Raw genomic sequence first — 15,734 nt, 5'->3', positions numbered from 1 at the left:
CTTGTGGCGATTAGCGGTTATTTAACCGGACGCATCGCCGGGAAGAGGATCACGTCGCGGATGGTGTGGCTGTTGGTAAACAGCATCACCATACGGTCGATACCGATGCCCAGACCCGCCGTCGGCGGCAGACCATGCTCCAGCGCGGTGACATAGTCTTCGTCATAGAACATCGCTTCGTCATCGCCCGCGTCTTTCGCTGCCACCTGGTCGGCGAAACGCTTGGCCTGATCTTCAGCATCGTTCAGCTCGCTAAAGCCGTTACCGATTTCACGGCCACCGATAAAGAACTCAAAGCGGTCGGTGATTTCCGGGTTGTCATCGTTACGGCGCGCCAGCGGAGAAACCTCTGCCGGGTATTCGGTGATGAAGGTCGGCTGAATCAGGTGCGCTTCCGCCACTTCTTCAAAGATCTCGGTCACGATACGGCCCAGACCCCAGCTCTTCTCAACTTTGATACCGATGTTTTCAGCAATCGCTTTCGCGCTGTCGAAGTTATCCAGATCGCCCATCTCGGTTTCCGGACGGTACTTCTTGATCGCTTCGCGCATGGTCAGCTTCTCAAACGGCTTGCCGAAGTCGAACACCTGCTCGCCGTAAGGCACTTCGGTGGTGCCGAGAATATCCTGCGCCAGCGTGCGGAACAGGGATTCGGTCAGCTCGATCAGATCTTTGTAATCCGCATACGCCATATAGAGTTCCATCATGGTGAACTCTGGGTTATGGCGTACGGAGATGCCTTCGTTACGGAAGTTACGGTTGATTTCGAACACACGATCGAAGCCGCCGACCACCAGACGCTTGAGATAGAGCTCCGGCGCGATACGCAGGTACATGTCGAGATCGAGCGCGTTGTGATGGGTGATAAACGGACGCGCAGAGGCACCGCCCGGGATCACCTGCATCATCGGCGTTTCCACTTCCATAAAGTCGCGGTTGACCATGAACTGGCGGATGCCGGCCATGATGCGGGAGCGAATTTTGAAGGTGTTGCGCGACTCTTCGTTAGCGATCAGGTCGAGGTAGCGCTGACGATAGCGCGCTTCCTGATCCTGCAGGCCGTGGAACTTGTCCGGCAACGGGCGCAGGGCTTTGGTCAGCAGACGCAGCTCGGTGCAGTGGATCGACAGCTCGCCGGTCTTGGTCTTGAACAGCTTGCCGCGCGCGCCGAGGATATCGCCGAGATCCCACTTTTTGAACTGCTCGTTGTAGATGCCTTCCGCCAGATCGTCGCGGGAAACATAGAGCTGAATACGACCGCCCACATCCTGCAACGTGACAAAGGAGGCTTTACCCATAATGCGGCGCGTCATCATACGACCCGCAACGGCAACTTCGATGCCGAGCGCTTCCAGCTCTTCATTCTCTTTGCCGTCGAATTCGGCGTGCAGCTTGTCAGAGGTCTGGTCACGACGGAAGTCGTTCGGGAACGGAACGCCCTGCTCGCGCAACAGCGCCAGCTTCTCACGGCGGGTTTTCAGTTCATTATTAAGATCGACTGCCGCGTCAGCGCCCTGTGCTTGTTGTTCAGACATGTTGGTTCCTCATAGCCCTGCTTTCAAACTTGCTTCAATAAATTGATCCAGGCTGCCGTCCAGCACCGCCTGCGTGTTGCGGGTTTCAACCCCGGTGCGCAGATCTTTGATGCGGGAGTCATCCAGGACATAAGAACGGATCTGGCTGCCCCAGCCGATGTCGGACTTGGTATCTTCCATCGCCTGCTTCTCGGCATTTTTCTTCTGCATCTCCAGCTCATAAAGCTTCGCTTTCATCTGCTTCATGGCCTGGTCTTTGTTTTTATGCTGAGAGCGGTCATTCTGGCACTGCGTGACCAACCCGGTCGGAATATGGGTAATACGCACCGCGGATTCAGTACGGTTAACGTGCTGACCGCCCGCGCCGGAGGCACGGTAAACGTCGATGCGCAGGTCAGCCGGGTTGATTTCGATATCGATATCGTCATCCACTTCCGGGTAGACAAACGCGGAACTGAACGAGGTGTGGCGACGGCCGCCGGAGTCGAACGGGCTTTTACGCACCAGACGGTGCACGCCGGTTTCGGTACGCAGCCAGCCGTAGGCGTAATCACCAATGATCTTGATGGTAACGGATTTGATCCCCGCCACTTCACCTTCGGACTCTTCGATGATTTCGGTTTTGAAGCCGCGCGCTTCTGCCCAGCGCAGATACATGCGCGTCAGCATGCTGGCCCAGTCCTGCGCTTCGGTACCGCCGGAGCCAGCCTGAATGTCGAGGTAGCAGTCGGCGCTGTCATACTCGCCGGAGAACATGCGGCGGAACTCAAGCTGCGCCAGCTTCTCTTCCAGCCCGTCCAGCTCGGCGACGGCCTCGTTGAAGGTCTCTTCATCGTCGGCTTCAACGGCCAGCTCCAGCAGGCCCGCGACATCTTCCAGCCCCTGGCGCATCTGATCCAGCGTCTCAACGATAGCTTCGAGGGAGGAGCGCTCTTTGCCGAGCGCCTGTGCGCGCTCTGGCTCATTCCATACGTCCGGCTGTTCCAGCTCGGCGTTTACTTCTTCCAGACGCTCTTTCTTGGCGTCATAGTCAAAGATACCCCCTAAGAACGTCGGAGCGCTCCGTGAGGTCCTGAATGCGATTTTTTACCGGATTAATTTCAAACATGGTCTGTTTTCTTTTATTGGACTTGTCAAAAAGCGGTGATAAGGGCGAGATTCTACCGGATCTATGCCCTTATTTGTAGCGAATAGTGGCGCTAAAGTGGCCAGAGGTTTTCGATGATCAGCTGCACGCTACGGTTGCCGCGAAACTCGTTAACATCGAGTTTATAAGCGATTTTCACCTGCCGTACGCCGTTATCCGGCCAGATGGCGGTATCGACGTTAAAGGCGATCCCGTCGAGCAGCGGACCGCCGCCAACCGGCTCCAGCATCACTTTTAAATGACGCTCGCCCACCAGCCGCTGCTGCAACAGGCGAAACTCGCCGTCAAACATCGGCTCCGGGAACATCTGCCCCCACGGGCCCGCCTCGCGCAGCATCTCTGCCACTTCAAGCGTCATCTCCTGGGCGCTCAGCGGCCCGTCGGAGAGAATTTCGCCCTGTAATAGCGCCGGGTCGAGCCACTCGGTGACCAGATCGCCAAAGCGCTGCTGGAAGGCGTCAAAATTGGCCTCTTCAAGCGTTAATCCGGCCGCCATCGCGTGGCCGCCGAACTTCAGCATCATGCCGGGGTAGAGCGTGTCGAGCCGCTCCAGCGCATCGCGCATATGCAGCCCCTGAATGGAGCGCCCGGAGCCTTTCAGCACGCCTTCACCGGCAGGCGCAAAGGCGATAACCGGGCGATGGAAGCGCTCTTTAATGCGCGACGCCAGAATGCCGACCACGCCCTGATGCCACTCGGGATGGTACATCGCCAGCCCGCCGGGCAGCGTCTCGCTGCTGCGCTCAAGCTGCTCGCACAGCGTCAGCGCTTCCGCCTGCATGCCCTGCTCAATCTCTTTGCGCGTCTGGTTGAGCGCGTCGAGATCGCTTGCCAGCTGGCGCGCTTCACCGAGGTTGTCGCACAGCAGCAGCGCTACGCCGACAGACATATCATCCAGACGCCCGGCAGCATTGAGGCGCGGGCCGAGCGCGAAACCGAGATCGCTTGCCGCCAGCTTGTGCGCCTCGCGGTTGGCAATCTCAAGCAGCGCTTTAATACCCGGGCGACAGCGACCGGCGCGAATACGGCTCAACCCCTGCCAGGTCAAAATACGGTTATTGGCATCCAGCGGCACGACATCCGCCACCGTGCCCAGCGCCACCAAATCGAGCAGCTCAGCCAGGTTTGGCATCGCAATGCCGCGCGCCTCAAACCAGCCGTTGTCGCGCAGAAAGGCGCGCAGTGCCAGCATCAGATAGAAGGCAACGCCAACGCCTGCCAGCGATTTCGACGGGAAGTCGCAGTCGCGCAGGTTGGGGTTCACAATTGCCTCGGCCTCGGGCAGCGTGTCGCCGGGCAGATGGTGATCGGTGACCACAACCGGAATGCCAAGCTCATGCGCACGCGCAACACCCGCATGGGAGGAGATGCCGTTATCCACGGTCAGGATCAGCTGCGCACCGCGGGCATGGGCCTGATCGACCACTTCCGGGCTGAGGCCGTAGCCATCATCAAAGCGGTTAGGCACCAGGTAGCTGACGTTGTCACAGCCCAACGAGCGCAGCGCCAGCACGCTCAGCGCGGTGCTGGTTGCGCCGTCGGCGTCAAAATCCCCGACCACGATAATGCGCAGCCCTTCGCGCATGGCGTTGTAGAGGTGCGTAACCGCATCATCGATGCCGGTCAGCTGTTGCCAGGGAAGCATCCCTTTTACGCTGCGTTCCAGATCGCGGTCACTCTTCACGCCGCGGCTGGCATATAAGCGACGCAGCAGCGGCGGGAGTGAATCCGCCAGTACTGCCGCGTCATCCACCTCACGGCGGCGAAGTTGTATCTCAGCTTTCACGGGAATTACTTACCGCCCGTCGCTTTCTGGTGCTGGTCGAGGAAGGCTTTCATCTCGGCGGGTGCCTGGTAGCCCGGCACAACGTAGCCATCGTTCAGCACAATGGCTGGCGTACCGTTTACGCCAAACTGCACGCCCAGCGCGTAGTGGTTAGCGATGCTGATATCACAGCTGGCAGGCTTAACGCCTTTGCCTGCCATTGCATCATCAAAGGCTTTCTTCGGATCTTTCGCGCACCAAATCGCCTTCATCTCTTTTTCTACATCGCTCGGCACGCCCTGGCGCGGGAAGGCGAGGTAACGCACGGTAATACCCAGCGCGTTGTAGTCGGCCATTTCGCTGTGCAGCTTCTGGCAATAGCCACAGGTGATATCGGTAAAGACGGTAATGACATGCTTCTCTTGCGGCGCTTTGTAGACAATCATCTCTTTTTCCAGCGCGTTAAGATGCGGCAGCAGCATTTTGCTGGTGACGTTGACCGGCTGCGCGCCGCTGACGTCATACATCGGCCCCTGAATAATATGTTTGCCATCTTCGGTGACATAGAGCACGCCGCTGTTGGTCATCACGGCTTTCATTCCGGCAACGGGAGCGGGCATGATGTCTGAACTCTGTACACCCAGCTTCGCCAGCGACTGCTTGATCGCCGCATCATCGGCATGGGCCGCGCCGGTGAACGCAGCCAGCAGGGTGAACATGATTAAACCTTTTTTCATAACACATCCTTAGATTGTCAGCACTCACGCCCGCGGGTGGTGCTGTTGATGAAGCTTGCGCAGCCGCTCGGTGGCGACATGCGTATAAATTTGCGTTGTCGAGAGATCCTGATGCCCCAGCAGCATCTGCACTACGCGCAGATCCGCGCCGTGGTTGAGCAAATGCGTGGCAAAAGCATGGCGCAGAACGTGGGGCGAGAGCTTTTCGCTGTCGATCCCTGCAAGCACCGCATAGTGCTTGATGCGATGCCAGAAAGTCTGGCGCGTCATCTGTTGCCCACGCTGGCTCGGGAACAGCACATCAATCGAAGCACCGTTAAGCAGCCACGGACGCCCATATTCAAGATAGTGCTCAACCCAATAGATCGCCTCTTCGCCCAGCGGCACCAGGCGCTCTTTGTTGCCTTTACCGATAACCCGCAGCACGCCCTGGCGCAGGCTGATATCACTCATCGTTAGCCCCACCAGCTCCGTCACGCGAAGGCCGGTCGCATACAACACCTCAAGCATGGCTTTATCGCGTAACTCCAGCGGTTGGTCAACCACCGGTGCCTGTAACAACCGCCCGACCTGCGTTTCGCTTAAATCTTTCGGCAGGCGCTGCGGCAGCTTAGGAGAGGCCAACTGGGCGCTCGGGTCATCCTGGCGCAGCTTTTCGCGATAGAGATACTGGAAAAAACGCCGCACGGCGCTCAGCAGACGCGCCGAACTTGTGGCTTTATAGCCCCCTTCAACGCGTTCGGCGAGCAGTGCCTGCAACTCGTCGCTCTGCGCGCGCTCCAGGCTGCTGCCCCGATGATGAAGCCACTCCACAACACCCTTCAGATCGCGACGATAGGCGCTGAGAGTATTTTCCGCCAGGTTGTTCTCCAGCCAGAGCGCATCAAGAAATTGTTCGATACGTGCGAGATCTTCTTCCATCCGCCCTCTCCTTCTCTCAATCGCTGCATTATGCCTGATTGAGACCTGATTCTGGTACACTGCGTGCAAAGACACATCAAGAACCGAGATGTTTACGTTATGAATATTGGTCTGTTTTATGGTTCCAGCACCTGCTACACCGAAATGGCGGCGGAGAAGATTCGCGACATTATCGGGCCGGAACTGGTCACGCTACACAATCTGAAAGACGATGCTCCCACCCTGATGGAGCAGTATGATGCGCTGATCCTCGGCATTCCGACCTGGGATTTTGGCGAACTGCAGGAAGACTGGGAGGCCGTCTGGGAGACGCTCGACACGCTCAACCTTGATGGCAAAATTGTGGCGCTCTACGGCATGGGCGACCAGCTCGGCTACGGCGAATGGTTCCTCGACGCACTGGGCATGCTGCATGACAAGCTGGCACCGAAAGGCGTTAGCTTCGTCGGCTACTGGCCGACCGAAGGCTACGAGTTTACCAGCAACAAACCGATTATTGCCGACGGGCAGCTATTTGTCGGCCTGGCGCTGGATGAGACCAACCAGTATGACCTGAGCGACGCGCGCCTCGAAGCATGGTGCGAGCAGATCCTGACGGAGATGGCAGAGCGCTTCGCCTGACCTCTGCGACGTTGCCTTTAGTGCAGCCCCTGCGCCGGTTTTTGTAAAATCATCCGGCGCAGATCGCGCCACTCCTGCGCATCCATACTGTCTGCCGCCAGCCAGAGATGCTGGCGACGCCCATCTTCCTCGCGACGCAATCGCAGCATCATTCCGCTACGCAGCATCCAGGGCGTACCGACAATATCCCACTCCTCACCCTGCCAGCGCAGGCGCGAATCCATCAGCAGTTTAATCTCGCCATGACAGGCGTTGATGCGCCGTTGGCTCCGTACGGAGTCAAACACCACCAGCGAAAGCAGCAGCAGCCATACCGGCGTGTAGCTCAGCGGCCAGGGCATCAGCAAGATGAGCGCGGCTACGAATCCGTGAAGCAGTAAGGAGAGCCACTGTGCGCGCCAGGAGACGCGTAACTCAGATTGCCACAGGACCACGATCCCGATTCCGTGTCTGGATTAACTGCACCATTCTTTGCAACTCCGCATCCTGTGGCTTGCCGTGGTTCATAAGCCAGTTAAATAAATCGGGATCGTCATTTTCCAGCAGGCGGACAAAGAGACGTTTGTCATCATCGCTTAGCGAATCGTACTCATGTTCGAAAAAAGGCATGATGGAAATATCGAGTTCGCGCATTCCGCGACGGCAAGCCCAGTGAATACGGGCCTTGTTAGTAATATCCATGTGTATCTCCCTGTTCGGCATGATGGGCACATTGTAACGTGTTTTTAATATATCTTTTGCGGAATATTTCGCTGCTCGAGCCGGCTTCCAGAATAATTCCACTTCTCTGCAACGATTTCATTCCGCTGCGGAATATCTCGCAATGCCATCACAATGGCACAAATCGCATGCTTTATCGCTTGCAATGGACACCGGCTCTTTTACCATTAACACCCAACACAGCGTTAAGCTAATCAGGACATTAATATGGCTTTTACTCCTTTTCCTCCGCGCCAGCCGACCGCCTCTTCACGTCTGCCGCTGACGCTTATGACGCTCGATGACTGGGCGCTGGCAACCATTACCGGGGCCGATAGCGAGAAGTATCTGCAAGGCCAGGTGACGGCAGATGTCTCGACACTGGCGGCCAATCAGCATCTGCTGGCGGCGCACTGTGATTCTAAAGGCAAAATGTGGAGCAATATGCGGTTGTTCCACGATAAAGAGGGGTTCGCGTGGCTGTTGCGCCGCAGCGTGCGTGAAACCCAGCTGCGCGAACTGAAAAAATATGCCGTCTTTTCCAAAGTGACTATCGCTGCGGACGACAAGCGCGTTCTGCTCGGCGTGGCCGGTTTCCAGGCGCGTGCCGCGCTGGCGAATCTCTTCACCACTCTGCCGGAGAGCGAAAATCAGGTCGTGCAGGAGGGTGAAACTACGCTGCTGTGGTTTGCGCACCCTGCCGAACGCTTCCTGTTAGTGACCGATGCCGCCACGGCCGAAATGGTCACCGAGAAGCTGCGCGGCGAAGCCCAGTTCAATAACAGCCAGCAGTGGCTGGCGTTGAATATCGAAGCGGGTCTGCCGGTCATTGACGAAGCCAACGTCGCGCAGTTTATCCCGCAGGCAACCAACCTGCAGGCGCTGGGCGGCATCAGCTTTAAAAAAGGGTGCTATACCGGCCAGGAGATGGTGGCACGGGCGAAATTCCGCGGGGCCAATAAACGCGCGCTGTGGTACCTGGCAGGAACCGCCAGCCGCGTTCCGGAAGCGGGTGAAGATCTCGAACGTAAAATGGGCGACAACTGGCGTCGTACCGGCACCGTACTGGCTGCCGCGCAGCTGGATGACGGCCGCGTGATTGTTCAGGTGGTGATGAATAATGACATGGAGCCGGACAGCGTATTCCGCGTGCGCGAGGATGCCAACACGTTGAGCATTGAGCCGCTGCCCTACTCGCTCGAAGAGTAAGCGGTTCTGAGCCGGGCAAGGCATCAGCCCGCCCGGCTACGACGCAAGGTTTAAATCTGGCCGACGTAAAGATAGATCGCGAGGAAGTGGCAGACGCTGCCGCCAAGAACAAAACCGTGCCAGATGGCGTGGTTGTAGGGAATGCGTTTACAGACGTAAAAGATGACGCCAAGCGAGTAGATCAGGCCGCCCACGGCAAGCAGCGTGACGCCGCCCGGAGAAAGACGCGTGGCAAGCTGGTAAATCACCACCAGTGAGAGCCAGCCCATCGCCAGGTAGGTTACCAGCGACAGCACCTTAAAGCGGTGCGCGATCGTCAGTTTAAACAGGATGCCCAGCAGTGCGAGGCTCCAGATAACCACCATCAGCCCGCGCGCCAGCGGTGAATCCAGGCCGACCAGCAGGAACGGCGTGTAGGTGCCCGCAATCAGCAGATAGATGGCGCAGTGGTCAAATTTCTTCAGCCATATTTTGGCGCGGGGATGCGGAACGGCGTGGTAGAGCGTTGAGGCCAGAAACAGCAGTATCATGCTGCCGCCATAAAGCGCGTAGCTGGTGATGGCAAGCGTACTGGCATGGGTGTCGACTGCCTGTCCCAGCAGCAGCACCAGCCCGACAATCCCGAACACCAGACCGATACCGTGACTGATGCTGTTGGCAATCTCCTCTGCCAGTGTATATCCCTGTGCGATTAATGGTTTTTTCACCATAGGTAACTCCAGGAGAACTCAAAAAACGTTGCACTACTAGAGTAACTGAGAATAATTCCAGTGCACACCTGTACGCTAAAATATTTCGCATATGAATATGCCACTGCCTGAGGATCGGCTAAAAGTCGGGGCGCGCGAGCCGCAGTTGTGGCAGCATGAGGCACATTTGCAGGCAGGCCCGACAAGGGCTGGCTACATTATCAGCAGCAAAGGACACCGCCGTGACGATGTTTACCCACTCTGCCATCGCCAGCCTCAACACCCTGGAGATGATGGTCTACAACTTTGTGGTCAAAAATCGCGACAAAGTGATGTACATGACGATCCGCGAGCTGGCCGACGCGGCGGGCGTCTCGACCACCACGGTTCTGCGCTTTTGCCGCAAGCTTAACTGCGAGGGGTATTCCGAGTTTCGCGTGCGCTTTAAATTGTATCTGGAACAGAACGAGCCGCCGCAGGCAAATTTCGGTGCCAGCGAAGTAATAAGCTTTTTTAAAAGCGTTAATAACGACGAATTCGATAAGTTACTCGATAGCACCGTCGACATCATATTATCCTCCGAGCGTATTATCTTCGTTGGAGCGGGCACCTCGGGAGCGCTGGCGAAATATGGCGCACGATTTTTCTCAAATATTGGCAAATTCAGTAACCATATCGACGACCCCTATTTCCCGGTGACTAATGATATGGCGAAAAATGCGCTGGCAATTGTGCTCTCTGTCTCTGGAGAAACCGAAGAGATCCTGCGTTTTGCCAGCCAGTTCAGCCTGCATCACTGCAAAGTCCTCTCGATTACCAGCCATGAACATTCACGCCTGGCGAAACTCGCGGATTACAATATCTCCTGGCACGTGCCGCAAATGCGTATTTCCGGCGGGTACGATATTACGACGCAAATTCCGGTGGTTTATATTCTCGAGTCGCTGGGGCGTAAACTGGCGAAGAAAATAGCATAAAAAAACAGGGTGTTTTTCCGGTGTAACAAATTACCGCAGCGGCAATTTGTTATATCGTGACATTCATTTCGCCTTTGCTAGACTCGTTGACAGCCAATATGACGAGAAGAGCAACGATGAAAAAATTGACCTTACCGAAAGATTTCTTATGGGGCGGCGCCGTTGCCGCGCATCAGGTAGAAGGCGGCTGGAATAAAGGCGGCAAAGGCCCGAGCATCTGCGACGTGCTGACCGGCGGCGCGCACGGCGTCCCGCGCGAAATCACCCAGCAGGTGGAAGCGGGAAAATACTACCCGAACCACGAGGCCGTCGATTTTCATGGTCACTACAAAGAGGACATCAAACTCTTTGCCGAAATGGGCTTCAAATGTTTCCGAACTTCAATTGCCTGGACCCGCATCTTCCCGCAGGGCGATGAGTTGCAGCCCAATGAAGAGGGTCTGAAGTTCTACGACGATGTGTTCGATGAGCTGCTGAAGTACAACATCGAGCCGGTCATTACCCTCTCTCACTTTGAGATGCCGCTGCACCTGGTGCAGGAGTACGGCGGCTGGACCAACCGTAAAGTGGTTGATTTCTTTGTGCGTTTCGCCGAAGTGGTGTTTGAGCGCTACAAGAACAAGGTCAAATACTGGATGACCTTCAACGAGATCAACAACCAGCGCAACTGGCGCGCCCCGCTGTTCGGCTACTGCTGCTCCGGCGTGGTCTATACCGAGCACGAAAACCCGGAAGAGACGATGTACCAGGTGCTGCATCACCAGTTTGTCGCCAGCGCGATGGCGGTGAAGATTGGTCACCGCATCAACCCGTCGATGCAGATCGGCTGCATGCTGGCGATGGTGCCGCTCTATCCCTTCTCCTGTAAGCCTGAAGATGTGATGTACGCGCAGGAATCAATGCGTGAGCGTTATGTCTTTACCGATGTTCAGCTGCGCGGTTACTACCCCTCCTATGTGCTTAACGAGTGGGAGCGTCGCGGCTTTAACATCAAAATGGAAGCCGGAGATGAAGCGATCCTGCGCGAAGGGTGCTGCGACTATCTGGGCTTCAGCTATTACATGACCAACGCGGTGAAAGCCGAAGGCGGTTCGGGCGATGCGCTCTCCGGTTTCCAGGGCAGCGTGCCGAACCCGCACGTGAAAGCCTCCGACTGGGGCTGGCAGATTGACCCGGTTGGCCTGCGCTACGCCCTTTGCGAGCTGTATGAGCGCTACCAGAAGCCGCTGTTTATCGTTGAAAACGGCTTCGGCGCGTACGACAAAGTCGAAGAGGATGGCAGCATTAACGATGATTACCGCATCGATTATCTGCGCGCGCATGTGAAAGAGATGGTCGAAGCCGTCACCTATGATGGTGTGGACCTGATGGGTTACACCCCGTGGGGCTGCATTGACTGCGTCTCCTTTACCACAGGTCAGTACAGCAAACGCTACGGCTTTATCTACGTGAACAAGCACGACGACGGCACCGGCGATATGTCGCGCTCACGCAAGAAGAGCTTTAACTGGTACAAGGAAGTGATCGCCAGCAACGGCGAGAACTTGTGATCTATTGAGGCGTTGCCGGATGGCGGCTGCGCCTTATCCGGCCTACGACAGATTTGCACCACGTTTGAACGTTGCCGGACGGCAGCTGCGCCTTATCCGGCCTACAAGAGCATTGCGCTGCATTCAATTTGTAGGCCTGATAAGCGAAGCGCCATCAGGCATAAAAACGCTACTTTCCCCCGGCCAGATCGATAAAGCTTCCTGTCACATAGGAGGCTTTATCGCTTAACAGCCAGGCAATCGCCTGCGCCACCTCTTCCGGCTGCCCGCCGCGCTGCATCGGAATGGCACTGCTGACGCGATCGACGCGTCCCGGTTCGCCGCCGCTGGCATGCATCTCCGTATAAATAAACCCTGGACGCACGCCGTTTACGCGGATGCCGCTTGCCGCGACCTCCAGCGACAGACCGGTGGTTAAACTATCTACCGCCCCTTTTGACGCCGCATAATCAACATACTCCCCCGGCGAGCCAAGCCTTGCCGCGGCTGACGAGACATTCACAATCGCGCCGCCCTGCCCGCCATGCTGTTTCGACATGCGCTTTACCGCTTCGCGACAGCAGAGGAAATAGCCCGTCACATTCGTCGCCAGCACCTGGTTGATGCGCGCCGCGCTCAACGCTTCCACCCGGCTCTGCTGAAACAGAATGCCGGCGTTATTGACCAGCGCGGTCAGCGGTAGCCCCTCTTCGTCAATGCGCGCAAACATCGCTTCAACCTGACTTTCATCACTGATATCCGCCTGCACTACAAACGCTTTGCCACCCAGCGCCTGGATCGCTGTTACCACTTCATCAGCGGCGTCGCGCTGACGATGGTAATTCACTGCCACGGTATAGCCCTCTTGCGCCAGTAACAGCGCGGTGGCTCGACCAATTCCCCGGCTTGCGCCGCTCACTAAGGCAATTGCCATCATCTTCTCCCAAATAGAAAGGGCGCCGAAGCGCCCTTAAAAGATAGTTGAATCAATCGATTATTGATATTCGCTCATCGGCACGCAGGAGCAGAAGAGATTGCGGTCGCCATAAACATCATCCAGACGTTTCACGGTCGGCCAGTATTTGTTTACTGCGCCCGCCGGGAAGACCGCCAGCTCGCGACTGTAGCCGTGGTTCCACTCACTCACCAGCTCATGCTGGGTGTGTGGCGCGTTGACCAGCGGGTTATCTTCCAGCGTCCACTCGCCCTGTTTCACACGTTCGATTTCAGCGCGGATCGCCAGCATCGCGTCGATAAAGCGATCCAGTTCGACTTTGCTTTCAGACTCTGTTGGTTCAACCATCAGCGTACCGGCAACCGGGAAGGACATGGTCGGCGCATGGAATCCGTAGTCAATCAGGCGCTTGGCGATATCCAGCTCGCTGATGCCGGTCTCCTCTTTCAGCGGGCGAATATCGAGAATGCACTCATGCGCCACGCGTCCATCACGGCCGGTGTAGAGCACCGGGAAGGCCTCTTTCAGGCGGCTGGCGATATAGTTGGCGTTGAGGATCGCCACCTGGCTCGCCTTTTTCAGCCCTTCGGCACCCATCATGCGGATATACATCCAGCTGATCGGCAGGATCGACGCACTGCCAAACGGTGCAGCGGAAACCGCGCCCTGACGCGTCAGCATGCCTTCAATTTGCACCACGCTGTGACCCGGAACAAACGGTGCCAGATGCGCTTTCACGCCAATCGGCCCCATGCCCGGGCCGCCACCGCCGTGCGGGATACAGAAGGTTTTATGCAGGTTGAGGTGCGACACATCCGCACCAATAAAGCCCGGCGAGGTGATGCCGACCTGCGCGTTCATGTTCGCGCCATCGAGGTAAACCTGGCCGCCAAACTGATGCACCACTTCGCACACTTCGCGGATTGTCTCTTCATAGACGCCGTGCGTTGACGGGTAGGTCACCATGATGCAGGAGAGGTTTTCGCCCGCCTGCTCCGCTTTCGCGCGCAGATCGGCCAGATCGATGTTGCCATTCTTATCGCAGGCTACAACCACCACCTGCATGCCCGCCATCTGCGCCGAAGCCGGGTTGGTGCCGTGGGCAGAGCTTGGGATCAGGCAGATATCGCGATGCCCTTCATTGTGGCTTTCGTGATAGTGGCGGATCGCCAGCAGACCAGCGTATTCACCCTGCGCGCCGGAGTTCGGCTGCATACAGAGCGCATCGTAACCGGTCAGTTTCACCAGCCAGTCGGAGAGCTGCGCGATCATCTGGTGATAACCTTCCGCCTGCTCCGGCGGGCAGAACGGGTGCAGTTCCGCAAATTCCGGCCAGGTGATCGGGATCATCTCTGCCGCGGCGTTGAGCTTCATGGTGCAGGAGCCGAGCGGGATCATCGCCTGGTTGAGCGCCAGATCTTTGCGCTCCAGCGAGTGCATATAGCGCATCATCTCGGTTTCGCTGTGGTAGCGATTAAAGACCGGGTGGGTAAGGATCGCATCGTCACGCACCATTTCAGCCGGCAGAGAGCGGCTGTCGAGGGCAACTTCTTTATCCAGCGCGTCGATCTCAAGGCCATGTGCATCGCCGAGCAGAACGCTGAACAGCGCCAGCACATCTTCGCGGGTGGTAGTTTCATCCAGCGTAATGCCGACGGCGTTGAGAATGTCGCTGCGCAGGTTAATTTCATGGGCTTCGGCGCGCGCCAGCACTGCGGCTTTATCCGCGACTTCAACGCAGAGCGTGTCAAAGTAGTGCGCGTGACGCAGCTTCAGACCGCCGCGCTGCAGGCCAGCGGCGAGAATATCGGTCAGGCGATGGATGCGCCCGGCAATACGTTTCAACCCCTGCGGGCCGTGGAACACCGCATAGAGGCTGGCGATATTGGCCAGCAGCACCTGCGAAGTACAAATATTGGAGTTAGCTTTCTCGCGGCGAATATGTTGCTCGCGGGTCTGCATCGCCATGCGCAGCGCCGTGTTACCGGCCGCGTCTTTGGAGACGCCGATAATGCGCCCCGGCATGGAGCGTTTGAATTCATCTTTCGCGGCAAAGAAGGCGGCATGCGGGCCACCGTAGCCCATCGGCACGCCGAAGCGCTGCGCGGAGCCGAAAACAATATCGGCGCCCTGTTTGCCCGGCGCGGTCAGGTGCACCAGCGCCATCAGGTCGGCGGCAACGCTGACCACGATTTTGCGCGATTTTAACTCGGCAATCAGCGCGCTGTAGTTATGCACTTCGCCGGTAGTCCCCACCTGCTGGAGCAGCACGCCAAAGAGATCCTGGTGATCGAGGGCTTTCTCTGCCTCATCGACAATCACCTCAAAGCCGAAGGTTTCGGCACGGGTGCGCACCACATCCAGCGTTTGCGGGTGAATATCGGCCGCGACGAAGAAGCGGTTCGCGCCTTTCAGTTTGCTGACGCGTTTTGCCATCGCCATCGCTTCAGCGGCGGCGGTCGCTTCATCCAGCAGCGAAGCGGAGGCGATATCGAGGCCGGTCAGATCGAGGGTTACCTGCTGGAAATTGAGCAAGGATTCAAGACGCCCCTGCGATACTTCCGGCTGATAAGGAGTGTAAGCGGTGTACCAGCCCGGGTTCTCCAGCATATTACGCAGGATCACCGGCGGTAGCTGCACGGCGGTGTAACCCATGCCAATGTAAGACTTAAAGCGCTTGTTACGGCGGGCCAGGGTTTTCAGTTCAGCAAGCGCGGCATATTCGGTGGTGGACTCCCCCACCTGCGGCGGTGCAGCGAGCTGAATATCTTTCGGCACGATCTGCCCGATCAGCGCGTCGAGCGATTCTGCACCGACGCTGTTCAGCATCTCCTGCTGTTGCGTGGTGTCCGGGCCAATATGCCTGCCGATAAACGCGGCGTGGTGTTCAAGCTGGCTTAAAGTCTGAGTCATGAGCGAGGATTCCTGAAACGTGCGGTAATAGATAAAA

General features: G+C 57.3%; 14 protein-coding genes. 4 read left to right on the top strand and 10 right to left on the bottom strand.

Translation table 11 applies throughout. The annotated features are described in order from the left end of the window. Positions 1 to 17 precede the first annotated feature (17 nt). The 5 genes from lysS to xerD form a co-directional block, all read right to left on the bottom strand. Positions 18 to 1,535 carry a lysine--tRNA ligase gene (gene lysS / locus N7V53_RS17460; RefSeq protein ID WP_279794251.1) on the bottom strand — a complete coding sequence of 506 codons (1,518 nt, stop codon included), beginning with the start codon at positions 1,533 to 1,535 and terminating at the stop codon, positions 18 to 20. 9 nt (positions 1,536 to 1,544) lie between these two features. Further along, positions 1,545 to 2,643 (bottom strand): peptide chain release factor 2 gene (gene prfB / locus N7V53_RS17455; RefSeq protein WP_124967331.1). Its coding sequence is split into 2 segments (ribosomal slippage): positions 1,545 to 2,567 and positions 2,569 to 2,643, totalling 1,098 coding nucleotides; the frame shifts between segments, so codons are not numbered across the junction. A 91-nt stretch (positions 2,644 to 2,734) separates the two neighbouring features. Further along, positions 2,735 to 4,468 (bottom strand): single-stranded-DNA-specific exonuclease RecJ, encoded by a 1,734-nt coding sequence (recJ, locus tag N7V53_RS17450; RefSeq protein WP_124967330.1) that lies wholly within the window; start codon positions 4,466 to 4,468, stop codon positions 2,735 to 2,737. A gap of 5 nt (positions 4,469 to 4,473) precedes the next feature. After that, positions 4,474 to 5,184, bottom strand: a complete 711-nt coding sequence (dsbC, locus tag N7V53_RS17445; protein WP_023480958.1) for a bifunctional protein-disulfide isomerase/oxidoreductase DsbC — start codon at positions 5,182 to 5,184, stop codon at positions 4,474 to 4,476. A gap of 24 nt (positions 5,185 to 5,208) precedes the next feature. Beyond that, complete coding sequence (gene xerD / locus N7V53_RS17440; protein WP_023480693.1) at positions 5,209 to 6,105, bottom strand: site-specific tyrosine recombinase XerD; 897 nt, start codon at positions 6,103 to 6,105, stop codon at positions 5,209 to 5,211. A 99-nt stretch (positions 6,106 to 6,204) separates the two neighbouring features. Here xerD and fldB point away from each other — a divergent pair, with 99 nt between their 5' ends. Then, entirely contained in the window at positions 6,205 to 6,726 is a 522-nt protein-coding gene (gene fldB, locus N7V53_RS17435) for a flavodoxin FldB (RefSeq protein WP_279794244.1), read from the top strand. A 17-nt stretch (positions 6,727 to 6,743) separates the two neighbouring features. Here fldB and N7V53_RS17430 read toward each other — a convergent pair whose 3' ends face one another. Together N7V53_RS17430 and sdhE are read right to left on the bottom strand one after the other, a co-directional pair. After that, positions 6,744 to 7,160, bottom strand: a complete 417-nt coding sequence (locus N7V53_RS17430; RefSeq protein WP_023480882.1) for a protein YgfX — start codon at positions 7,158 to 7,160, stop codon at positions 6,744 to 6,746. Continuing rightward, positions 7,141 to 7,407, bottom strand: a complete 267-nt coding sequence (gene sdhE / locus N7V53_RS17425) for an FAD assembly factor SdhE (protein ID WP_023480982.1) — start codon at positions 7,405 to 7,407, stop codon at positions 7,141 to 7,143. The genes N7V53_RS17430 and sdhE overlap by 20 nt, the downstream gene beginning before the upstream one ends. 246 nt (positions 7,408 to 7,653) lie before the next feature. Between sdhE and ygfZ the strand changes: the two genes are divergently transcribed. Beyond that, complete coding sequence (gene ygfZ / locus N7V53_RS17420; RefSeq protein ID WP_279794241.1) at positions 7,654 to 8,634, top strand: tRNA-modifying protein YgfZ; 981 nt, start codon at positions 7,654 to 7,656, stop codon at positions 8,632 to 8,634. Between the two features lie 50 nt (positions 8,635 to 8,684). Here ygfZ and N7V53_RS17415 read toward each other — a convergent pair whose 3' ends face one another. Continuing rightward, complete coding sequence (locus N7V53_RS17415; protein WP_279794238.1) at positions 8,685 to 9,344, bottom strand: hemolysin III family protein; 660 nt, start codon at positions 9,342 to 9,344, stop codon at positions 8,685 to 8,687. A gap of 227 nt (positions 9,345 to 9,571) precedes the next feature. Between N7V53_RS17415 and N7V53_RS17410 the strand changes: the two genes are divergently transcribed. Continuing rightward, positions 9,572 to 10,300, top strand: a complete 729-nt coding sequence (locus N7V53_RS17410) for a MurR/RpiR family transcriptional regulator (RefSeq protein ID WP_023481032.1) — start codon at positions 9,572 to 9,574, stop codon at positions 10,298 to 10,300. Between the two features lie 116 nt (positions 10,301 to 10,416). Then, complete coding sequence (locus N7V53_RS17405) at positions 10,417 to 11,850, top strand: 6-phospho-beta-glucosidase (protein ID WP_279794235.1); 1,434 nt, start codon at positions 10,417 to 10,419, stop codon at positions 11,848 to 11,850. A 169-nt stretch (positions 11,851 to 12,019) separates the two neighbouring features. On the opposite strand, the gene N7V53_RS17400 is transcribed toward N7V53_RS17405, so the two are convergent. Beyond that, positions 12,020 to 12,763: an SDR family oxidoreductase gene (locus N7V53_RS17400; RefSeq protein ID WP_279794315.1), complete on the bottom strand. Its 744-nt coding sequence runs from the start codon at positions 12,761 to 12,763 to the stop codon at positions 12,020 to 12,022. A 60-nt stretch (positions 12,764 to 12,823) separates the two neighbouring features. Then, positions 12,824 to 15,697 carry an aminomethyl-transferring glycine dehydrogenase gene (gcvP, locus tag N7V53_RS17395; RefSeq protein ID WP_279794232.1) on the bottom strand — a complete coding sequence of 958 codons (2,874 nt, stop codon included), beginning with the start codon at positions 15,695 to 15,697 and terminating at the stop codon, positions 12,824 to 12,826. Positions 15,698 to 15,734 lie beyond the last annotated feature (37 nt).

Source organism: Kosakonia sp. HypNH10, assembly GCF_029850615.1.
Lineage (GTDB): Bacteria > Pseudomonadota > Gammaproteobacteria > Enterobacterales > Enterobacteriaceae > Kosakonia > Kosakonia cowanii.
Note: the sequence above shows the minus strand (reverse complement) of the source record. Positions and strands in the feature narration are given on the sequence as shown.